The 22519-nt window shown below is 55.7% G+C and carries 19 protein-coding genes; 10 read left to right on the top strand and 9 right to left on the bottom strand.

Annotated features, from left to right (window positions below):
* Positions 1-31: 31 nt before the first annotated feature.
* The 3 genes from fhuA to hrpB form a co-directional block, all read right to left on the bottom strand.
* On the bottom strand, positions 32-2239 hold the full coding sequence (fhuA, locus tag U869_RS0102745; protein WP_025123063.1) for a ferrichrome porin FhuA: 2208 nt from the start codon (positions 2237-2239) through the stop codon (positions 32-34).
* Positions 2240-2495: 256 nt separating this feature from the next.
* Positions 2496-4997 carry a bifunctional glycosyl transferase/transpeptidase gene (gene mrcB, locus U869_RS0102740; protein WP_025123062.1) on the bottom strand — a complete coding sequence of 834 codons (2502 nt, stop codon included), beginning with the start codon at positions 4995-4997 and terminating at the stop codon, positions 2496-2498.
* Positions 4998-5222: 225 nt separating this feature from the next.
* Complete coding sequence (gene hrpB, locus U869_RS0102735) at positions 5223-7673, bottom strand: ATP-dependent helicase HrpB (RefSeq protein WP_198530710.1); 2451 nt, start codon at positions 7671-7673, stop codon at positions 5223-5225.
* A 67-nt stretch (positions 7674-7740) separates the two neighbouring features.
* On the opposite strand from hrpB, the gene thpR reads away from it, so the two are divergent.
* The 6 genes from thpR to folK all read left to right on the top strand — a co-directional run bounded on the left by thpR (position 7741) and on the right by folK (position 12729).
* Complete coding sequence (gene thpR / locus U869_RS0102730) at positions 7741-8283, top strand: RNA 2',3'-cyclic phosphodiesterase (protein ID WP_025123060.1); 543 nt, start codon at positions 7741-7743, stop codon at positions 8281-8283.
* Positions 8280-8987: a DNA/RNA nuclease SfsA gene (sfsA, locus tag U869_RS0102725; protein ID WP_025123059.1), complete on the top strand. Its 708-nt coding sequence runs from the start codon at positions 8280-8282 to the stop codon at positions 8985-8987. Before thpR ends, sfsA begins: the two co-directional genes overlap by 4 nt.
* Before the next feature lie 207 nt (positions 8988-9194).
* Positions 9195-9650, top strand: a complete 456-nt coding sequence (gene dksA / locus U869_RS0102720) for an RNA polymerase-binding protein DksA (RefSeq protein ID WP_021179742.1) — start codon at positions 9195-9197, stop codon at positions 9648-9650.
* 74 nt (positions 9651-9724) lie between these two features.
* Positions 9725-10636: a tRNA glutamyl-Q(34) synthetase GluQRS gene (gluQRS, locus tag U869_RS29165; protein ID WP_025123058.1), complete on the top strand. Its 912-nt coding sequence runs from the start codon at positions 9725-9727 to the stop codon at positions 10634-10636.
* A 282-nt stretch (positions 10637-10918) separates the two neighbouring features.
* Positions 10919-12235 carry a polynucleotide adenylyltransferase PcnB gene (gene pcnB / locus U869_RS0102710; RefSeq protein WP_025123057.1) on the top strand — a complete coding sequence of 439 codons (1317 nt, stop codon included), beginning with the start codon at positions 10919-10921 and terminating at the stop codon, positions 12233-12235.
* On the top strand, positions 12235-12729 hold the full coding sequence (gene folK / locus U869_RS0102705) for a 2-amino-4-hydroxy-6-hydroxymethyldihydropteridine diphosphokinase (RefSeq protein WP_025123056.1): 495 nt from the start codon (positions 12235-12237) through the stop codon (positions 12727-12729). The genes pcnB and folK overlap by 1 nt, the downstream gene beginning before the upstream one ends.
* Positions 12730-12753: 24 nt before the next feature.
* Here the strand turns inward: folK and qseC are convergent, their stop codons facing one another.
* Together qseC and qseB are read right to left on the bottom strand one after the other, a co-directional pair.
* Positions 12754-14112, bottom strand: coding sequence for a quorum sensing histidine kinase QseC (gene qseC / locus U869_RS0102700; protein ID WP_025123055.1), 1359 nt, complete (start codon positions 14110-14112; stop codon positions 12754-12756).
* Entirely contained in the window at positions 14109-14771 is a 663-nt protein-coding gene (gene qseB / locus U869_RS0102695) for a quorum sensing response regulator transcription factor QseB (protein WP_025123054.1), read from the bottom strand. Before qseB ends, qseC begins: the two co-directional genes overlap by 4 nt.
* A 162-nt stretch (positions 14772-14933) precedes the next feature.
* On the opposite strand from qseB, the gene panB reads away from it, so the two are divergent.
* From panB to panD, 3 genes are all read left to right on the top strand, one after another.
* Entirely contained in the window at positions 14934-15728 is a 795-nt protein-coding gene (panB, locus tag U869_RS0102690; protein WP_025123053.1) for a 3-methyl-2-oxobutanoate hydroxymethyltransferase, read from the top strand.
* A gap of 65 nt (positions 15729-15793) precedes the next feature.
* The gene (gene panC, locus U869_RS0102685) at positions 15794-16648 is read left to right on the top strand and encodes a pantoate--beta-alanine ligase (protein ID WP_025123052.1); all 855 of its coding nucleotides are present in this window, start codon (positions 15794-15796) and stop codon (positions 16646-16648) included.
* A 136-nt stretch (positions 16649-16784) separates the two neighbouring features.
* Entirely contained in the window at positions 16785-17165 is a 381-nt protein-coding gene (gene panD, locus U869_RS0102680; protein ID WP_025123051.1) for an aspartate 1-decarboxylase, read from the top strand.
* Between the two features lie 145 nt (positions 17166-17310).
* Here the strand turns inward: panD and U869_RS0102675 are convergent, their stop codons facing one another.
* From U869_RS0102675 to U869_RS0102665, 3 genes are all read right to left on the bottom strand, one after another.
* Positions 17311-18603 carry a polysaccharide deacetylase family protein gene (locus tag U869_RS0102675; RefSeq protein WP_025123050.1) on the bottom strand — a complete coding sequence of 431 codons (1293 nt, stop codon included), beginning with the start codon at positions 18601-18603 and terminating at the stop codon, positions 17311-17313.
* A 247-nt stretch (positions 18604-18850) separates the two neighbouring features.
* Complete coding sequence (locus U869_RS0102670) at positions 18851-19621, bottom strand: ABC transporter permease (protein ID WP_025123049.1); 771 nt, start codon at positions 19619-19621, stop codon at positions 18851-18853.
* The gene (locus U869_RS0102665; RefSeq protein WP_025123048.1) at positions 19618-20541 is read right to left on the bottom strand and encodes an ABC transporter ATP-binding protein; all 924 of its coding nucleotides are present in this window, start codon (positions 20539-20541) and stop codon (positions 19618-19620) included. Before U869_RS0102665 ends, U869_RS0102670 begins: the two co-directional genes overlap by 4 nt.
* Before the next feature lie 199 nt (positions 20542-20740).
* Between U869_RS0102665 and can the strand changes: the two genes are divergently transcribed.
* A complete protein-coding gene (gene can / locus U869_RS0102660) occupies positions 20741-21400 on the top strand; it encodes a carbonate dehydratase (protein ID WP_025123047.1) in 660 nt (219 codons plus the stop codon).
* Positions 21401-21441: 41 nt separating this feature from the next.
* On the opposite strand, the gene hpt is transcribed toward can, so the two are convergent.
* Entirely contained in the window at positions 21442-21978 is a 537-nt protein-coding gene (gene hpt / locus U869_RS0102655; RefSeq protein WP_029988257.1) for a hypoxanthine phosphoribosyltransferase, read from the bottom strand.
* Between the last annotated feature and the right edge of the window lie 541 nt (positions 21979-22519).

Raw genomic sequence — 22519 nt, 5'->3', positions numbered from 1 at the left:
AGGGCGACCAAAAGTCGTCCCCGTTAGCCGATTAGAAACTGAAGGTTGCCGTAGCGACCACTTGACGTTCTGCACCCCAGAAGCAGCCATAGGTCGCGAAGCAGCTGGACACGTACTCTTTATCAAACAGGTTGTTGACGTTCAGCGCGACGGAAGAGCCCGGCAGGTTGAAGCGTGCCAAATCATATTTCAGCACGGTATTCCACACGGTGTAGTCCGGCACTTTGAAGGTGTTGGCTTCATCACCATAGGTTGAACCGGTATAGCGCACACCCGCGCCCAGCGTCAGGCCACTCAACGCGGTTTCATGGAAGGTATAATCCCCCCACAACGAGGCCATATGCTTAGGTATGATCGCTGGCGTATTGCCCTGGTTGGTGGTGTCTTCGGTGTATTCAGCGTCGGTATAGGTATAGGTCGCAAGGAGGTTGATGTTAGCCGTCAGTGCCGCCTTGCCTTCCAATTCTACGCCGCGAGAGCGGATCTCGCCCGTTTGTTGCTGGAACCAACCTTTATCGGCGTGCTCAACATCCGTCACCAGGTTATTGGACTTGGTCAGTTGATAGATGGCAATGGTCGCAGAGACAGGCTTATCTTTCGGCATGTACTTGACGCCAGCTTCATACTGTTCACCTTTGGAAGGAACGAAGGCCTTGCCGTTATAACCCGCCCCTACATTCGGCTCGAAAGATTGTGCATAGCTGACATAAGGTGAAATGCCATTGTCGAACAGGTAGTTCAAGCCGATGCGATTAGTTGACTGATGATCTTTCTGCTCGCTGTAAGGAACAGTGGCCGCTTCGGTACGATCTTCTACAGTGCTCTTGGCCCAGTCGTAGCGCGTACCGGCAGTCAGGATCCACTGGTTCCACTCGGCCTGTTCCTGTAAGTAAATCCCCACCTGCTGCTGACCGTTGACTTTACTGGTTGGGTTTAATGCCCCTCTGCTGTCATTACCAAACTGCGGATTGGCCAGATCCAGAGGGCTGGCGAGACCCCAGCCCCCCTGGATGTCGTTACTCATGCGCATAAAATCTACGCCAGCCAGCAACGTATGATCCACTCGGTCAGTAGCAAATTTGGCCTGGCCCTGGGTATCGACGCTGAAGTTATTCAGGCGCTCATCCGAAGCGATATAGTTCCGGTTCAGGGTCGTGTTGTCGGCATTGACGCCAGTGCCATAGATATTGTTCTGGTTGGTATGCAGTTGCATATAACGCAGGTTCTGACGCACGGTCCAGGTATCATCGAAATCATGGGAGAAGCTGTAGCCAAACATACGCGTCTGGCGCGAATAGAAGTTACTCTTTTCGCCTTCGTTGAAATTGGTTGGCAGTTTGCCATAAGGCGCGTTTTGCACCGTGCCCTGCATCGGCAACCAGCCGTAGTAGCCAAGGTTAGGATCGTTTTGCAGGTAAGAATACAGCGTCAGGTTGGTATGCTCATCGGGCTGCCAGCTGAATGAAGGCGCAATGGCATAACGTTTTTCTTTGGCCATCTCCTGCTGAGCGTCGGCGTCTTTCGCCAACCCGGTCAGACGGAATGAATACTTACCGTCATCATCAATCGCATTGCTGAAATCAAAACCCGTCTGGAACAGATTGTCTGTCCCCATTTTGAACTGAATTTCCTTCAGCGGTTCCGTGGTCGGGCGCTTGCTGATCAGCGAGACAATCCCACCCGGGCTGCTTTTACCGTACAGCACGGAAGAAGGCCCACGTAAAACCTCTGCACGTTCAAGGAAGTAAGGGTCAATCACGGCTTCGTTAAAATAGTCGCCTTGCAGCTTCAAACCGTCCAGATAGATATTCTGGTTAACCGAGCCAAAACCACGAATATAAACCGCATCATAGACGTTAGAGCTGCCGCGGCTGCCCACCATCACACCAGGAGTGAAGCCTAACGCTTCTTTCACTGAGGAAGGTTGCATCATGTCCATCTGTTCACGCGTGACCACAGACACCGATTGAGGAGTCTTCACCAACGGCGTATCGGTTTTGGTACCGGTAGCGCTACGTTTCGCCACGATGGTGCCAACCGGCCCCCATGCGCTTTCCTGTGCAGCACCACCGCTGCCGCCCCCGACCACCGTAATAGTATCTGCATCCGCAGCTGCGGTCGTCGGAGCCGCAACCGCAACCGCAGGCAAGGTTAGCGTAGCCGCGATGGTTGCAGCCAATACGCTAACGGGGAAAAAGCCTGGTTTGGCCGGTGATGAGGAGTGGCGCTTGGTCGGCATGTCTGGTTTCTCTGATGTGGATTGATAACGAATGTGAACGATAATAATTATTATAAGCGCGGCATTTTATGCAGAAGGCGATCGGAACTGCAAGCGTATTTCAGCCGGAAAACCCCTGTGGGATTGGTGCGATAGCCGCATTAACCGCGTGGAAATAAAATAAACGGTAAACAGAGGGAAGCCCGCAACAGAACGCTGCGGGCTTGATAACACATTAAAATAAAATGATAAAAACGCTTAACATTACCGCCAGGATTTATTTGCCAAACATATCTTTTATCCAGCCAGCCACACCGTCGGCATCTTTCTGTTCGCCGGCTTGCTGCTGCTCAGTTTGCTGCTGTGCTGCCTGACTGGCCTGGCATAGCCCTTGCGGGTTTTCTGTCCACACCGGGATTGTGCGCGCGCTACCGCCGCCACAGATAAAGTTACCGGCGGAATCAATACCCATTTGGCTAATGCCTTCCGGTTGTTGCAGCTTCAGCACCAGCGGCGTCTGGTTTTCCAGATAGCGGCGATACAGCGTCAAGGCACCGTTGGCACCGGTCAGCTTGGCCGGGCCGTTATTGTCACGCCCAACCCAGGCAATCGCTACTTCCTTACCGTCGATACCGGCAAACCAGCTGTCACGCAGATCGTTGGTGGTACCGGTCTTCGCTGCCAGATTGTAGTTGGGGAACTTGACCGACAGCGAACGGGAAGTCCCGCGTGCCACGCCCTGCTGCATCGCATACAGCGTCAGGTAAGCCGCCTGCGCGGGCACCATACGTTCCGCCTGTGGGAAGCTCTGATATAGCGCCGAGCCGTCTTCGGCAATCACCGAGCGCACCGCAGACAGTGGCGCTCGGTTGCCCCCGCTGGCAATGGTCTGATATTCCTGTGCCACTTCCATCGGCGTCAGGCCGATGGCCCCCAGCAACATGGCTGGCACCGGATTGATCGCCGATTTAGGAATACCCAGCTTTTGCAGAGTCGCGCTGATCTGACCCAGCCCCACCGACATCCCCAGGTTAACCGTTGGTACGTTGAGCGAGTTGGCTAACGCATCCACCAGCATCACCCGGCCACGGAACTGGCGATCGTAGTTGTTCGGCTGCCATGAGCTGCCATTAGACAGTTTGATCGACAGCGGCTGATCGGCCAGCCAGGTATTGAGTCGATACTTATCCGGTTCCGACAGCGCGGTCAGATAAGTTGGCGGTTTGGCCAATGACCCCACCAAACGGCGTGCCTGCATCGCACGGTTAAAGCCGGCAAACTGTGGGTTAGCCCCACCCACCATGGCACGAACTTCCCCGGTAAAGCGATCGACGATCACCATTGCCGCTTCCAGATCGTTCAGATGGCGCGCGGCACGCAGCGCCGGGATGCCGTCTTCCACCGCTTTTTCGGCCGCATCCTGCGAAACCGGATCCAGCGTGGTGAAGATCTTCACGCCGGAAAGGTCGTTAACCTTGTCACCCAGCTTGGCCTGCAACTCCTGACGCACCAACTGCATAAATGCTGGCTGTGGTGAAATCACCCCGCCTTTTGGTTGTACGCCCAGCGGACGAGCACTCAGCATGTTATACAGCTCAGCGTCGATCACACCCTGGTTCTGCAACAGCTTCAGCACCAGGTTACGGCGTTCCAGCGCCAGCGTTGGGTTACGCCAAGGGTTATACAGCGAAGCCCCTTTCACCATGCCTACCAACAGCGCCTGTTGGTCCAGACTCAGTTCATCGACCGGGCGACCAAAGTAGTACAGGCTGGCCAGCGGGAAGCCACGGATCTGATCGCTGCCACTCTGGCCGAGATACACCTCGTTCAGATACAGCTCCAGAATACGGTCTTTGCTATAACGGTAATCCACCAGCAAGGCCATGTAGGCTTCATTGGCCTTACGCCACAGCGAACGTTCGTTGGTCAGGAACAGGTTTTTTACCAATTGCTGAGTCAAGGTACTACCGCCCTGCACCGCACGCCCGGCGGTCAGGTTAGCCAGCACCGCACGGCCGATGGAGTAAGGGCTGATGCCATCATGCTCGTAGAAATGACGGTCTTCGGTGGCGATCAACGTGTCGACCAGCAGGTCCGGGAAACCAGAGCGCGGCACGAACAGCCGTTGCTCGCCATTCGGCGATTGCAGCATGGTGATCAGGCGCGGATCGAGGCGGAAGAAGCCAAAGTTGCGCTGATTCTCCATGTTGACGATCTTCGCCAGGCCATTGTTCTGGAAATCGAGGCGGGCATGGATCTGGCCTTCTTTACCATCCGGGAAATCAAACGGGCGGCGCAGCATCTCGATGCTGTTGGCCTGCACGGTAAACTCCCCAGGCCGGGTCATACGGCTGACCTGGCGGTATTGCATCCCTTCCAGCAAGGCGATCATTTCCTTTTTGCTGTACGGCATACCCGGTTCAAGGTTGACCATGCGACCATACACCGCCGCCGGTAGCTGCCAGACCTTGCCATCAATGCGGCTGCGGATCTGGGAGTCCAGATATACGCCGTAGATTGCCAGCAACACGGCAATCACCAGCAACAGTTTGATCAGCAGGCCAAGCCAACGGCGCTTTTTACGGGGCGACTTCGCTTTTACCTTGGGCGGCATGCGCTGTTCCTCTTCGTCGTCATCGTACTCATCATCGTCATACTCATCCTGATAGTCTTCTTCTTCATAATCGTCGTCACGTTGACGACGCGCCGGTTTGCGCGGCACATTACGTTTTGGTTGTTTGCCTTTGCGCCCGATGGGCTCGCGGTCATCACCAGCCATTGCGGTTCTTCTCCACGCTTTGCGGCACTCGATACCCTATGAATTTCAAGTTGTAGCTAGGCGACAAGCTTACTCATCCCCAGGAGCTTACTATTGTAAGTGACTGGGGTGAGTAAGCGCAGGTAACAACGCTACAACTTGAAAGACGACGGGTATGGCCGTTATTTTTTGTCGCTTAATCTGTCCCTAAGCCATCTGGCTGAACAGAAGAAACATCTGAATTCATTACTGGTATTTCTTGGTGCGTCTGGTGGGCGCGGTATTGGCCGGATCGTCTGGCCATATGTGTTTGGGATAACGCCCCTTCATCTCTTTTTGCACCTCGCGGTACGCCCCTTGCCAGAAGGCGGCCAGATCGCCAGTGATCTGCAATGGCCGGTGCGCCGGAGAGAGTAACTCAAGCACCACCGGGATGCGACCCTCTGCCAACATTGGGCTACGCTGTTCGCCAAACATTTCCTGTAAACGCACCGCTAATGCCGGTGGTTTATCGGCGTCGTAGCGGATCGGTAAGCGGCTGCCGGTTGGTACAGCATAATGAGTAGGTAGCGCATTATCCAGCCGCTGCTTTTGCTGCCAGTCCAACCTACGGGCCAGGGCTTCGGCGATATTCACCTGCTTTAAGCCACGCAGATCGCGCACGCCGCTCAACGACGGCAACAACCAGCTTTCCAAGGTGTCGAGTAACGTTTCGTCGTCCACCGGCGGCCAGGCGGCCTCTGGCAACCAACGCTGGGCACAGTGTAAACGCAGGCGCAACTGCTCGGCGGCAGTGTCCCAATTCAGCACCGCCAACCCCTGGGCGCGCACCCAGTTTATCAGAGCCTGTTGCAGCTCCTCCTCCGCCGGTTTGGCTAGCGGCTGAGCACGCAACGTCAAGCGGCCAATCTGCTGACGCTTCCAGGCTCGCAAGGAACCCTTCTCTTCATCCCACTCAACGGCGGTCTGGCTGCTGACAATCTCGGGCAGCCGAGCCACCAGCGCATCAATGTCGATCGGTAGCGCCAGCAGAATTCGCGCATCCGGGCTGTTATGGCCTTGCAACAGGTTGGGAATAATCAACCAGGGCGCTCTGGAAAGGGCTTCGTCCTGATCCATCGCCGCCCCCAGGCCGTTAGCCAGTAAATAGCGTCCATCCTGCCCGCGACGCTGGGCGATGCGATCGGCAAAAGCCTGCGCCAGCAGAGGAGCAGCCAGATCGATATCAATCTGCCCGCTTTTTTGCGGTAAACGCTTGCTCAACTGGCCTGCCCGGCGCTGCCAATGCGCTTGAGGGCGACTCAACCAATAGCTGATATCCATCTGCCCGCTGCGGGGAGGTTCTTCCAGCAAGGCGGCCAACATCGCCGCTGTGGCTAATCCGTCGGCCCCCATCCTGGCTCCGGCACACAGCATGGCCGCCAGTCTGGGATCGCAACCCAATCCGGCCATTTGACGCCCAATAGCAGTGAGTTTCTCCCCCTCATCAATAGCGGCCAGGGTATGCAATAAACGGCGGGCGGCAGCCAATGCGGCCAACGGAGGCCGATCGAGCCAGGTAAGTTGCCCGGCATCCACACAACCCCATTGCAGTAGCTCTAGCCAAAAACTGGCCAAGTCGCTTTGCAGGATCTCCGGCTCGGCATGTTCCGCTGCGCGCTCAGCCTGCTCTTTGGCAAACAGATGCCAGCAAATCCCCGGCGCCAAACGTCCGGCACGCCCTGCCCGTTGGATCATTGAAGCCTGGCTGATACGCTGGGTCACCAACCGTGTCAGGCCATTGCGTACGTCATAACGCGCCACTCGCTCCAACCCGCTATCGACCACCAGACGGATACCTTCAATGGTCAAACTGGTTTCAGCAATATTGGTCGCCAGCACCACTTTGCGCCGCCCCTGCAACGCCGGTTGGATCGCTTTTTGCTGTTGTGCCAACGGCAATGCGCCATACAGCGGGCAGAGATCGGTATCTGCTGGCACCTCACCCATCAGCCGTTCCTGCACGCGGTTGATCTCCGCCACGCCGGGCAGGAATAACAGCAGCGAACCTGATTGTTCAGACAGCAGGCGCTTCACCGCAGAAGCCACGCCATCCTCCAGGCGCTGGTGACTTGGCAGCGGCTGGTATTGGCGATCGACCGGATAGCTGCGCCCTTCCGACACCACTACCGGTGCCAGCGGCAGCAGTTGCGACAGGCGCGCATTATCCAGCGTTGCCGACATGATCAGCAGTTTCAGATCGTCGCGCAGCCCTTGTTGCACATCCAGCAGCAGGGCCAGAGCCAGATCGGCTTGCAGACTGCGTTCGTGAAATTCATCAAGAATAATCAGCGAGATGCCTTGTAATTCGGCATCCTGCTGCAACATACGGGTGAGAATGCCCTCGGTCACCACCTCCAGTCGCGTTTGCGGTCCGCTTTTGCTCTCGGCACGCATGCGATAGCCCACGGTCTGGCCCGGTTCCTCACCCAGCTGTTGCGCCAACCGATACGCAACGTTTTTCGCCGCCAGCCGCCGTGGCTCCAGCATGATGATACGCCCCGGCAGCCCGGCTTTTGCCAGGATCTGCAACGGTAGCCAGGTGGATTTACCGGCACCGGTCGGGGCATGCAACAACACCTGCGAGGCAGATTGCAGTGCGGCAAGCAGCTCATCAAGAACCGCGCTGACGGGCAATGAGGACACAAAACTCTCCATGGGGTAGTTAATGGGCAGCACACATTGTAGCATTACGCCCAGATTTTCATTCATTTACCGGGGTTCCATGTCCAGTTCGCGCCGCCTGTTTTTCGCCTTGTCGTTACCCGATGCCTTGCAGCAGAAGGTGATCCGCTGGCGTGCCGATGCGTTTAAACCCGAAGATGGCCGCCCGGTGGCCGCCGCGAATCTGCATCTGACGTTGGCGTTTCTCGGCGAAGTCAGCGCACAAAAAGAATTAGCCTTGAAGACGCAGGCTGGGCGTATTGCGCAGGCGGGGTTTAGCCTGGACCTGGACGATCTTGGCCACTGGCCGCGCCCCGGAGTGGTGTGGCTGGGTAGCAAACGCCCTCCACGTGCGCTGTTGCAACTGGCAGAGTTGCTGCGTTCGCAGGCGGCTCGTAGCGGCTGTTATCAAAGCCCGATGCCGTTTCACCCCCATATCACGTTATTACGCGCCGCCACCCAACCGGTCGCCATCCCTCCGGCCACCCCGGGTTGGCCGTTCCACGCCAGCCATTTTTCGCTATACCAATCATCGTTTGAGCAGGGCCGCACCCGTTATCACCAATTAGAGCAATGGCCACTTGGCCCACAGGACAAACCATGATCTTTGACCCGCCGCTGAAATCAGCCACGCTCATCAAACGCTACAAGCGTTTTCTGGCCGACGTCATCACCCCAGAAGGCGAAACCTTCACCCTGCACTGTGCCAACACCGGCGCCATGACCGGCTGTGCGACGCCAGGGGACACCGTTTGGTACTCCACTTCGGATAACGCCAAACGCAAATATGCCCACAGCTGGGAGCTGACCCATACCCAGGCGGGTGACTGGATCTGCGTCAATACCCTGCGTGCCAACACCTTGGTGCGTGAGGCAATTGAACAGAATATAATCAGTGAATTATCCGGTTACAGTAAAATCAGCGGCGAAGTAAAGTATGGCGGAGAAAACAGCCGTATCGATTTGTTATTACAGGCAGAAAACCGGGTTGACTGCTATATTGAAGTTAAGTCAGTCACACTGTTGCAACATCAACAAGGCTACTTCCCTGATGCGGTAACGCTGAGAGGGCAAAAGCATCTGCGTGAGTTGCAAAACGTGGTTGAACAAGGGCAGCGGGCGGTGCTGTTGTTTGCCGTGTTACACAGCGGTATCGGCAGTGTTTCCCCGGCAAATCATATAGATCAGCATTATGCGGCACTACTAGCGCAGGTTCAGCAGTTGGGAGTGGAAGTGGTTTGTTATGGGGCTAAATTATCACCTGACGGTATCTCGCTAAGCGGCAGGTTACCGTTTTTTATCGGCTAGCCGTTCCGGGCACAAATAAATCGACAACCGGATATTGCTTCGCCAAATACGCCTTCCTTCACACCATTGTCAAGCAGGCGACAGGAATAATTGCCATCCCTCTTCCCTTCTGTTATTTATAGCGGCCTGTTTTTCCCCCGTATTGGGGATTCGACATACCCTACTAGCATTAAAGGGTATAGTGCGTGTGTATGTAGGAGAAGCAATATGCAAGAAGGGCAAACCCGTAAAACCTCGTCCTTGAGCATTCTCGCCATCGCTGGGGTGGAGCCGTATCAAGAGAAACCGGGCGAAGAGTACATGAACGACGCCCAGTTGACGCATTTCAGGCGCATCCTTGAAGCATGGCGTAACCAACTCAGGGACGAAGTCGACCGTACTGTGTCGCATATGCAAGAAGAGGCCGCCAACTTCCCTGATCCGGCAGACCGTGCCACTCAGGAAGAAGAGTTCAGCCTTGAACTGCGTAACCGTGACCGTGAGCGCAAACTGATCAAAAAGATCGAGAAAACGCTGAAGAAAGTAGAGGACGATGATTTCGGCTTCTGCGAGTCTTGCGGCGTGGAGATTGGCATTCGTCGCCTCGAAGCGCGTCCGACTGCCGATTTGTGCATCGACTGCAAGACGTTGGCCGAAATCCGCGAAAAGCAGATGGCCGGCTAAAGCAGTTGTTACCTCCTGCGGCGCGTGCCAATAACGCGCGCCGCATAGAGTAAAGGGAAGTCATCCCTTCTGATATGTTAGCAAGTCACTATGTGGGGCGCTTTGCTCCATCGCCTTCCGGGGATCTGCATTTCGGTTCGCTGATTGCCGCTCTGGGAAGCTATCTCCAGGCTCGTGCTCAACGCGGGCAATGGCTGGTACGTATTGAAGATATCGACCCTCCGCGCGAAGTCGCCGGAGCAGCCGGGCGTATCTTATCCGCACTCGAACACTATGGTCTCCACTGGGACGGCCAGGTCATCTATCAATCCCAACGCTCCGAAGCTTACCGCGCAACCCTTGAATGGCTGCAACGCCAGGATCTCAGCTATTACTGCACCTGTACCCGTAGCCGCATTCAGCAGATTGGCGGTTTGTACGATGGTCACTGCCGCCAGCTGCGGCTTGGTCCACAGGGTGCCGCGATCCGCTTGCGTCAATCAAACCCGGTCTATGCCTTCCACGATCGGTTGCAGGGCGAGCTACGGGCCGATCCCGCGCTGGCCCAGGAAGATTTCATCATCCGCCGCCGTGATGGTCTGTTTGCCTACAATCTGGCCGTAGTGATCGACGATCATTTTCAGAGCGTAACCGAAATCGTGCGCGGTGCCGATCTGATCGAATCCACGGTGCGCCAGATTGCGTTGTACCAGCAATTACAGGCAGCAGTGCCAACCTATGTGCATTTGCCGCTGGCGTTGGGAGACAATGGCATTAAACTGTCGAAGCAAAATCATGCCCCCGCGCTACCCACTGGCGATCCGCGGCCGGTACTGGTTGCTGCCCTGAAGTTTCTGCACCAACCGCTGCCAGAAAGCTGGCAAGATCTTGATCTGTCGTTATTATTGAACTGGGCGGTTGAGCATTGGCAATTGGAAAATGTGCCGCGTCAACAGGCGATCCCCCACAACGGCATTCTCAAAACAGCTGGGGTGAGCTATGATTAGCCGCTATTTTTTTGTTAGCGCCATTTTTATCCGTCACTATCGAGGTGTACCATTTTTACCCGAGTAGCCAATTTCTGCCGTAAGGTACTAATCCGCGATGACAAGTTGACCCGCGATGATGCGCCGGCCAGCGATAAAAACGAAGTCCGCGAAGAAAGCGCGCCTGCAGAACCGTTAGCAACCACGCCACCGCGCTCGACCGAGAGCGGCAGGGAAGCTCCTGCCCGCCGTCCGGCGCCGCGTAAACGCCCACCAGTTGCAGCCGCAGAGGGAACGCGCTCAATGACCGTTATCCCCCGCGACCAACATTCAATCTCGCGCAAAGATATCAGCGAAAATGCGCTGAAAGTACTATATCGCCTGAATAAGTCCGGCTACGAGGCCTATCTGGTCGGTGGCGGTGTCCGCGATCTGTTGCTTGGCAAAAAGCCGAAAGATTTCGACATTACCACCAACGCCACGCCAGAACAGGTGCGTAAACTGTTCCGCAACTGCCGCTTGGTAGGCCGCCGTTTCAGGCTGGCACACGTGATGTTCGGGCCGGAAATCATCGAGGTTGCCACCTTCCGTGGCCATCACGAACAGAACCCGGAATCGGACAAGAACTCCTCCCAGCAGGCCCAGAACGGCATGTTGCTGCGCGATAACATCTTCGGCACCATCGAAGACGATGCCCAGCGCCGCGATTTCACCATCAACAGCCTGTATTACGGCGTGGCCGACTTTGCCCTGCGTGATTACGTCGGTGGCTTGCGCGATCTGCAACAGGGCGTGATCCGCCTGATCGGCGATCCGGAAACCCGTTACCGCGAAGATCCGGTGCGGATGCTGCGCGCGGTGCGCTTTGCCGCCAAGCTGGATATGACCATCAGCGAAGAAACCGCCGAGCCAATTCCACGCCTGGCCTCGCTGCTGCACGAAATTCCACCGGCTCGTCTGTTTGAAGAAGCCCTGAAACTACTGCAAGCCGGTTACGGTTATCAGACCTACCTGAAGCTGTGTGAATACCAGCTGTTCCAACCGCTGTTCCCGCTGATCGCACGTAACTTCACGCCGAATCACGACACGCCGATGGAACGCATTCTGGTGCAGGTACTGAAAAATACCGACCACCGTCTGCAAAACGATAAGCGCGTCAACCCGGCATTCCTGTTCTCCGCCATGCTGTGGTACCCGCTGCTGGAGCACGCACAGAAGTTGGCGCAAGAAAGCGGCCTGGCCTATTACGATGCCTTTGCCCTGGCAATGAACGACGTGCTGGACGAAGAGTGCCGTTCACTGGCAATCCCTAAACGAATCACTACACTGGTACGTGATATCTGGCAATTGCAGTTACGCCTGTCCCGTCGTCAGGGCAAGCGTGCGCACAAGCTGATGGAACACCCTAAATTCCGTGCAGCGTATGATTTGCTGGCACTGCGTGCCGAAGTGGAAAATAACCCGGAAATGCTGCGTCTTGCCGAATGGTGGGATGAGTTCCAGGTCGCTACCGCGGCCCGCCAGAAAAACATGTTGAGCACGCTAGGCGAAGATCCGGCACCGCGTCGGGCACGTCAGCGCCGCCCACGCCGCAGGACTCCTAATAACGAAGGGGCATAATGATCCGCGTTTATATCGCGCTGGGTAGCAATCTGGCGCAACCTTTGCAACAGGTGAATACCGCGCTGGAGGCGTTGGAGCATATCCCACGCACCCGTCTGATCGTTTGTTCACCGCTGTACCGCACCAAACCGCTGGGGCCACAGAACCAGCCGGATTATCTCAACGCGGTGGTGGCGCTGGATACCCAGTTGCCACCGGAACAGCTGCTCGATCACACCCAGGCGATAGAACGTAACCAGGGCCGAGTACGCAAAGATGAACGCTGGGGCCCACGCACGCTGGATCTGGATATGATGCTGTACGGCGATCGCGTGATCGACACCGATCGTCTCACCGTTCCCCATTACGGCCTGAAACAACGTGAATTCATGCTCTACCCGCTGGCGGATATTGCCCCAGACCTGGTGTTCCCAGACGGCGAAACCCTGACGGAATGCCTGCAACGCGTGCCAAAGAACGGCATGACGCTATGGCATCAACCCAAGGTCTGAACCCGGGCGCAGCATGCAGCGCCCCTACAGAGCTACCGTAGCAACAAACCCGCCCTCTGGCCGATTGGCAAAACTCACCCGCAACCCGTGCAGGCTGGCAATCCGTTGCACAATCGACAAGCCTAACCCGCTCCCCGTCTGCTCCTGCCCCGGTGGGCGATAGAAACGTTCCCCCAACCTGCCCAAATGCTCGGCCGTCACGCCAGGGCCATCGTCCTCCACCGTAAGTTGCCGCTGGTTGAGCGTGACAGTCACCGTGCCACCGGCTGGCGTATAACGTATCGCGTTGTCCACCAGATTGCGTACTAACAGCGACAATAGCAATTGCTGGCCCGCTAACGCAGGAGGTTCGCCCTGCTGTTGATAACGCAGCGTGATCCCGGAGCTGTGCGCCTGTCGATCCAACTCTGCCAAGGCTGTCGGCACCAGTTGGCACCAATCGACCTGGGTCAGGTCGTGCAGATCGGCAAGCGAATCCAACCGGGACAAGGTGAGCAGTTGATCTACCAGCCGCGTCGCGCGATCGATACCCAACGTCAGATTGTTTAGCGCATGCTCGCGCATCGGTACATCGTCCCCTGCCAGTTGCACCACTTCGGTCTGCACCCGCAATGCGGCCAACGGGCTGCGTAACTCATGCGCGGCATCCGAAGTAAAACGCCGCTCGCGCACCAACAGGCTATTAATGCGCGTAAACAGCGTATTCAGCGCGTCCACCAACGGACGCACCTCACTGGGTACCTGTCGGGTATTGAGTGGCGTAGCGTCGTCTGGAGCTCGTTTTCGTAGGCTTGCGGCGACTTCGCGCAACGGTTTTAGCTCTCGCCCCACCATCAGGGCGATCAACAACATTAAAATGGGCAACGTAATCAACCATGGCACCAACTGCCCGGTGACCATCCCCAGCGCCATATCGTGGCGATAGTCCCATTCCTGACCGACCACAATGCGATAGCGCCCATCAGGGCTGGTCAGCCACACCAGCCGCCAACTGTCTTTATCCCCTTTACGTTTACCGTCGACAAAGCCTTGCCGCTCGCCGTCAAACAGAAAATCTTCGCCGTTCTCACCATCGTTGAGCAGCATGCGTCCATCGTGGGAAAAGATGGCGAACGCCAACGCATCATCTTCCTGTTCACCGCGTTTGCCGTGGTCGAGCATCTTCTTGGTTTTCGGCAGACTGCGTGCCTGCTGATTAGCCAGCAAATCCCCCAGATCGGTAGTCGCCAACCGCTTGGCAAACAGCATCTGCTGGGTGTCGAACACTTCGTTGATATTGTGGCGCGTCATCATCCACGCCACCACGCTGGCGGAACACCAGGTCAGCAATGCCAGCAGGCTGAAGATCAGGATCAGCCGCAACCGTAAACTCAACTGCCTCACGGCTCATCCCCCAGCGTGTAGCCCACGCCATGTACGGTACGGATAAAACCGTTACCCAGTTTGCGCCGCAGATGATGGATATGGACCTCCACTGCGTTACTGCTGACGTCATCGTCCCAGTTATACAACTTTTCCTGGATCAACGGCCGTGCCAGTACGCGCCCCTTGTTGTGTAAAAACAGTTCCAGCACTGCCAGCTCACGCGGGGTCAGCGTAACCGGTTCACCGCCACAGCTCACGCTACGGGACGCGGCATCAAACACGACGTTGCCATGAACCAATTGAGGCGTAAGCTGACCGTGGCGGCGGCGGATCAATGCCTGCAAGCGTGCGGCCACTTCTGTCAGAGCAAAGGGTTTACACAGATAGTCATCGGCACCGCTCTGCAATCCGCTGACGCGCTGTTCCAACGCATCACGCGCGGTCAGGATCAACACCGGCACGTCCTGCCCGGCCTGACGCCACTGGCGCAGCAGATCCAACCCATCCAAACCCGGCAGGCTGAGATCGAGGATCACCGCATCATAAGGCGCGCTATCCAGGGCGTTCTTACCGACGATGCCATCGGTGAACCAATCGAGGTTAAATCCCAGTTTGGTCAAGCCCGCCTTGATGCCATCGCCGATCAGTTTATCGTCTTCAATCAACAGAATTCTCATGTGCACTCCCTTTAGGTCGACCATTAAATCACAAGCTTCTTAAGAACATCTTAACCATCGGCATCGGAGCTACCCACCCCCGAAGGGTTACAGTAGAATGACAGCACTTTTTACCTCCGTGCTACAGCTTCAGACCGCGCGGTAACTCCAGGAGAGGTTGTCATGAAACCCACCACCGTGAGCCATTTACGCCAGTGGAAACAGGAACAACGCAAGTTTGCGACTATTACCGCCTACGATGCCAGCTTTGCCCAGTTGTTTGAAGAACAAGGTATTAAAGTGCTGCTGGTCGGAGACTCGCTGGGGATGACGCTGCAAGGGCATGACTCAACGCTCCCGGTCACCGTTGCCGACGTGGCCTATCACACACGCGCGGTACGCCGTGGTGCCCCAGCCTGCCTGCTGTTGGCCGATCTGCCCTTCATGAGTTACGCCACGCCTGAGCAAGCCTGCCAGAGTTCGGCTGAGCTGATGCGCGCCGGGGCCAACATGGTCAAACTGGAAGGCGGCAGTTGGCTGTGCGAAACGGTGAAAATGCTCGCGGAGCGCGCCGTGCCCGTTTGTGGCCATCTGGGTCTCACACCACAATCCGTCAACGTATTTGGTGGCTACAAGGTGCAGGGCCGTGATGAGTTGGCGGCCAAGCAGCTGCTGATCGACGCCCAGAATCTGGAACTGGCCGGTATGCAATTGCTGGTGCTGGAATGTGTACCGACCGAATTGGCACGCCAGGTCACGGAAGCCTTGTCGATCCCGGTGATCGGTATTGGTGCCGGTAATGCCACCGATGGTCAGATATTGGTGATGCATGACGCCCTGGGGATCACCGGCGGCCATACCCCTAAGTTTGCCAAGAACTTTCTGGCGCAAAGCGGGGATATCCGCAGTGCCGTACAGCTGTATATCCAGGAAGTCGAGCAAGGCATTTATCCCGACGAAGCGCACTCGTTCAACTGAGTGATCGGCCACGATTGATAATCCCTCACGACTGAATACCGAGGGAGACACCGAGGAGTTATGGAATGGTAATTATCGAAACCCTGCCACTGCTGCGCCAACAGATCCGCCGCTGGCGGCAAGAAGGCAAACGCGTCGCGCTGGTACCCACCATGGGCAATCTGCATGAAGGCCATATGACGCTGGTCGAAGAAGCTCGCGCCCGTGCCGACGTCGTGGTAGTGAGTATTTTCGTTAACCCGCTGCAGTTCGAACGCGCAGACGATCTGGAGCGCTATCCACGCACCTTGCAAGAAGACTGCGAGAAACTGAATCGCCGCAATGTCGATTTGGTCTTCGCCCCTGCCCCGGCAGAAATTTATCCCAAAGGCCTGGATGAGCACACCAGCGTCGACGTGCCGGTGATCTCCACCATGCTGGAAGGCGCCAGCCGCCCGGGCCACTTCCGTGGTGTCTCCACTATCGTCAGCAAACTGTTTAACCTGATCCAACCGGATCTGGCCTGCTTTGGCGAGAAGGATTATCAGCAACTGGCGTTGATCCGCAAAATGGTGGCGGATATGGGCTATGACATTGATATTGTCGGCGTGCCGACGGTACGGGCCAAAGACGGGTTGGCGCTTAGCTCGCGTAACGGTTATCTCACCGCAGAAGAGCGCAAGATCGCGCCGCAGTTGAGCAAAATCATGAACGCCTTGGCAGAACAGCTCGGTAATGGCGAACGCCAGATCGAAGAGCTGCTGACGCAAACGGCCGAGAAGCTGCAAGCGGCAGGTTTCACCCCGGACGAGCTGTTTATCCGCGATGCAGACACGCTGCAACCGCTGAGTGTAGAAAGCCGCCGTGCCGTAGTGCTGATGGCCGCCTGGTTGGGCAAGGCCCGCCTGATCGACAATCAGCAGGTCGATCTGACACAGTAAGTCATTTGTTGTACAGTCGTTGCCGTTTTTACCCGGTTGGCGGTAGACTAATCGGGTTTTCGGTGATGATGATTATTGCAAGGATGCAGCTCTTACTCAGCCGCCTGAAAAGGCCGATATTCAGTTAGGTAACGCTATGATACGTACTATGTTGCAAGGCAAGCTGCATCGGGTGAAAGTGACTCAGGCTGACCTGCACTATGAAGGTTCCTGCGCCATTGACCAGGACTTCCTGGAAGCCGCCGGGATCCTGGAATATGAAGCAATCGATATTTATAACGTGGATAACGGCCAACGTTTCTCCACCTATGCCATCGCTGCCGAACGCGGTTCGCGCATTATCTCGGTCAACGGTGCAGCCGCCCGCTGTGCCTGCGTGGGCGACAAACTGATCATCTGTTCTTACGTACAGATGAGCGATGCCGATGCCCGCCAGCACCATCCGAAAGTGGCCTACTTCGAAGGCGAAAACCAGCTGCAACGCAAGGCAAAAGCCGTGCCCGTTCAGGTTGCCTGACGCCCCTCACCCCAACCCTCTCCCACGGTATAGACCGGTGATCTCATGAGCACTTGTTTGGGGGAGAGGGAGCTAGTCCTGAGCCGTATTCGGGTGCAAGTGTTAAACTGTGGCACGTTCGGTCCCCTCTCCTTTGGGAGAGGGGTTATTCTGTCACCGTTGCACCTGGCACCGCACCTGACTTGTTGGCTATACGTTCCGCCATGGTCGGAATGGAGTCGGTACGCAGGATATACAGCCGCTTCAAGGTATAGGGATTATCCCCCGGTTTCACTTTCCCCTGCACCGTGGTCACGGCCATATGCAACCCGGCATCTTTCGCCGCCTGGATCGCCTTTTGGTTATAACCGCCAAACGGATAGGAAAGGTACAACACGTGGGGATTAAACTGCTCCAGCGCGCGTCTCGAGTGCTCAAAATCAAATTCGATATTATGCAGCGAACGGCTGAGCAGGATCGGCTGGCGGTTGCCATCGGTACGATGCAGGAAATGGGTATGTGACTGGACGTCAAACACATCCTGGATTTCTTTCAGCTCCGAAATGCTCATAAACTGCAACGAGTCCGGATTCCACTTTTGCGGATGACGTTTAATGCGTGAAGAGATAATAAACGCCGTGGCGCGGAATCCGTAATCCTTCAGCACCGGATACGCATAACGATAGACCGACTTCAGCCCATCATCAAAGGTCAGCAGCACCACCTTGCCCGGCAGGTTGATCTGATTATTCAGGTAGGCTTCCAGCTGGTACATCGAGATGGTGTCGTAGCCCGTCTGCTTCAGGTAGGTCATCTGGTTGCTGAAAGCCACGTCCGAGGTGGTCGTCGAGGTATTGCGGAAACGTTTATTTTCTTCGTTTTTCAGCAGGTGATGATAGGTCAGCACCGGAATGCCGTTATCGATCTCACAGTCCAGATCGCTGACAAATCCCAGACGATCGCCGATATTGACCTCATACCAGGTGTTATTCAGCCGATCTTTCAGCTTGCCGATAATCGGATAGCGCAGGTTCTCTTCCAGTACGCCAAAGATTTCGCTTTTGTTATCGGCCGCCGTGTAGACGTTGATGGCACGCTGAGTGATCAGATTCTGATTGGTCAGCGGCTTGTTCAAATCCCCCAGATCGTCCTTCACCTTACGGGTCTTACTGATGGCGCGAACATCGTCTTTATCGATAAAGCCGGTGCCATAGCCAAACTTAAGCTCGTAATATTCCGCATCTGCCGGGAACATCTGGAGCAGTTGCCCTTTTTTCACTTCGCCCACCGGTATGACATGTTCACCGATCAACGAATAGACTTCGCTGTTACGCTGCACTTCCATGTATTCGGCTTGAACCGCGCTGTCCTGCGACAGCAAATCCGCCAACGCTGCCGGTGCCAACAACGACATAATTATGCCGAGTAGCCCTGCTGCTATCTTATGTTGAGGCTGCATGGTTTGTTCTGCTTACGAGTGCGTGATGGAAAAATGAAGAAAATGTGGAGGGCCAGCATAGCACAATTTAAATCGCCGGTAGAAAGGGCTTATTACCGTAATTCTAGTCCCCTCCCCCTATGTCGTAGGTAGTTACTGCGTAGGGGGCTGCATGCTGCGCCCGTGCAAAGGTCAGACGCGGGGGCTAATCTGTGGCACATTCAGTCCCCTCTCCCTGTGGGAGAGGGTTAGGGTGAGGGGGGAGGCATCAGGAACGCAAGCCGCGCCCACGCTCAATCAGATACCAGGCCAGCGCGTAGAACACCGCAATAAACGCCACCAGCACCAGCATGGTCAACGCTAACGGCACGTCGGAGATGCCCAGGAAGCCGAAGCGGAAGCCGCTGATCATATAGACGATCGGGTTCAGTTTGGACACCGCCTGCCAGAACGGCGGTAACAGCGTCAGCGAGTAAAATACCCCGCCCAGATAGGTCAGCGGCGTCAGCACAAAGGTCGGGATCAGGCTGATATCGTCAAAGGTGTTGGCAAATACGGCATTGAGCAAGCCGCCCAGCGAGAACAGGATCGCCGTCAACAGCAGCGTCACCGCGATCACCCACCAGGAATGGACCACCAAGGGAACGAAGAACAGCGAGATCACCGTTACCAGGATCCCCACGCAGATCCCCCGCGCCACACCACCGCCAACATAGCCAGCAATGACCACGTGCGTCGGCACCGGTGCCACCAGCAACTCTTCGATATTGCGTTGGAATTTGGCGCTGAAGAACGACGCCGCCACGTTGGCGTAGGAGTTGGTGATCACCGCCATCATGATCAGGCCGGGCACGATAAACTGCATATAATCAAAACCGTGCATTTCACCAATGCGCGACCCAATCAGGTTGCCAAAGATGATGAAATACAGGGTCATGGTGATCACTGGCGGTACCAGCGTCTGGATCCAGATGCGGGCAAAGCGATTGATCTCTTTGGCCCAGATGCTTTTCAAGGCCACCCAATACAGATGCATCATGCTTGTTCTCCGTTGCCGTTCACCAGGTTAACGAACAGCTCTTCCAGCCGGTTGGCCTTGTTACGCATACTCAGGACCTGGATCCCCTGCGCACTCAGTTGGGTAAACAGGCCGTTCAGCCCTTGCTCCCGCATCACTTCCACTTCCAGCGTAGAGGTATCCGTCAAGCGGCTGTGGTAGCCCTCAAGATGAGGCAATGGGCTTTTCGCCGCCAGATCGAGGATGAAGGTTTCGGACTTCAGCTTGGCCAACAGCCCCTTCATCGAGGTATTTTCGACCAGCTCACCGTTCTGGATGATACCGATATTGCGGCACAGCATTTCAGCCTCTTCCAGATAGTGGGTGGTTAGAATGATGGTGGTGCCTTGGGCATTCAGCTCTTTGAGGAAACCCCACATCGAGCGACGCAGCTCGATATCCACCCCGGCGGTCGGTTCATCGAGGATCAGCAGTTTAGGCTGATGCATCAGCGCACGGGCAATCATCAGACGACGTTTCATGCCGCCGGACAGCATGCGTGCCCGCTCATTGCGTTTCCCCCACAGATCGAGCTGGTTGAGGTACTTCTCTGCCCGTGCCATCGCCTCACGGCGTTCAACGCCGTAGTAACCGGCCTGGTTGACCACAATCTGTAACACGGTCTCAAACGGGTTAAAGTTGAACTCCTGCGGCACCAGCCCGAGCTGGCGCTTGGCGTTGACGATGTCTTTATCGATATCGTAACCAAACACCCGCACGCTGCCCGAGGACTTGTTGACCAGCGAACTGATAATGCCGATGGTGGTGGATTTCCCGGCGCCGTTAGGCCCCAGCAGGGCATAAAAGTCCCCCGCCTCCACGTTCAGATCGATACCGCGCAATGCCTTGACGCCACCGGCGTAGGTTTTGGTCAGCTGCGCTATTTCCAGTGCAAAATTCATAAGTTATGAGAGTACCTTGTGATGGCGTTGGCTGCCGAACTTGTTTGACAGGAAGTTTATCATCAGTGGTCTGATTACCGAGTTGAATCCGTGCTCAATCCAGCGATCAGAAAATTGCTTAACTGTTCCGATTTCCAAATTGTGACGCTTGCCATATATTACATCAACGCAATTCGTTCATAACAGGCCAATAACCGCCATGAAAGAAATCGAAAGGCTTATCGCCAACAACCAAGCCTGGTCCGCTAACATCAACCAGGAAGATCCCGGCTTTTTTGAACGTTTGGCTCAAGCGCAAAAACCGCGATTCTTATGGATCGGCTGCTCAGACAGCCGCGTCCCCGCCGAACGCCTGACCGGCCTGGAGCCGGGTGAGCTGTTCGTTCACCGTAACGTCGCCAACCTGGTGATCCATACCGATTTGAACTGCCTGTCTGTGGTGCAATATGCCGTCGACGTGCTAGAGGTGGAACATATCATCATCTGTGGCCACCTGGGCTGCGGTGGTGTTGAAGCGGCGGTGGAGAACCCGGAACTGGGGCTGATTAACAACTGGCTGCTGCACATTCGCGATCTGTGGTACAAGCACAGCTCCCTGCTCGGCGAGCTGGAACCGGAACAACGCCTGGATGTGTTGTGCGAGATTAACGTGATTGAGCAGGTGTATAACCTGGGCCACTCAACCATCATGCAGTCTGCCTGGAAACGTGGCCAGAAAGTGATGATCCACGGTTGGGTCTACGGTATCCAGGACGGTCGTCTGCACGATCTGGAAGTCACCGCCACCAGCCGTGAAAGCCTGGAGATGGGCTACCGCAAAGCGATAGCCACATTGCAGCAGGAAAAAGGCCTGTTCTAGCGCCCGTTCGGGGTTCAGCACCCTGCTGAACCCCGGCCGGATTATTCGTCCAGCATCACGACTTTGCCGATGTAAGGCAGATGGCGATAACGTTGGGCGTAATCGATGCCATAACCCACCACGAACTCATCCGGGATCGGGAAGCCGACGTATTCCACCGGCACTTCAACTTCACGGCGCTCAGGCTTGTCCAGCAGCGTACAAATCGCCAGAGACTTCGGCCCACGCAGCGCCAGGATCTCGCGCACCTTGTTCAGGGTGTTGCCGGAATCGATAATGTCTTCCACGATCAACACGTCCTTACCCCGGATGTCTTCATCCAGATCTTTAAGGATTTTCACGTCGCGGGTGGTAGACATGCCGCTGCCGTAGCTGGAGGCGGTCATAAAATCGACCTCATGCGACACCTCAATGGTGCGGCACAGGTCAGCCATAAACATGAAAGAACCGCGCAGCAGCCCAACCAGCACCATGTCACTGCCGCTATCGCGGTAATCTTCGGTGATCTGGCGGCCAAGTTCAGCAATACGGGTCTTAACTTCCTGCTCGGAAATCATTACTTCTACAGTGTGTTTCATAATGCGTCTATCTATATGATTTTAGGTAAATTTCACATTTAATCATGCGAACCGGTTAACGTTGATACACCGAGTGATATACGGATTACCGCACAAATACGCATGCACCAGACCGCTGTGGACAAGGTGGTGGATTGTACTCGCATCAAGACCAGATTTCACCTGATGGTAAAAACATACAATATCAATGTCACCAGGTAAATCCGCAGTGTGAATAGACTCAAGGTGAAAGGAGTGGAACAATACTGTCATTGTTTGTTGATACCCTCCATTCATAAAGCGTTTCACACACGCCATTACCGCTTCTGTTCATGACTCACCATTGTATTTTCTGACCGCCTAGGCAACGGCTTAATAATTCGATTTAAACCACAATGGAGGATGACAGCGGTAATCCATCGACTGCAAAAACTTAATCCCAATGCTATATACCACCCCCCGATTGCCTCCCTATAATCCGCCTCCTGATTACGGAGCATTGAATATTAAGCGTTGGATCTACCCACATTATGCTCAATTATCGGTCAAGTATTCAATGTGT

The organism is Serratia sp. H1w, from assembly GCF_000633355.1.
Taxonomy (GTDB): domain Bacteria; phylum Pseudomonadota; class Gammaproteobacteria; order Enterobacterales; family Enterobacteriaceae; genus Chania.
This window is presented reverse-complemented; position numbering and strand designations above follow the sequence as displayed.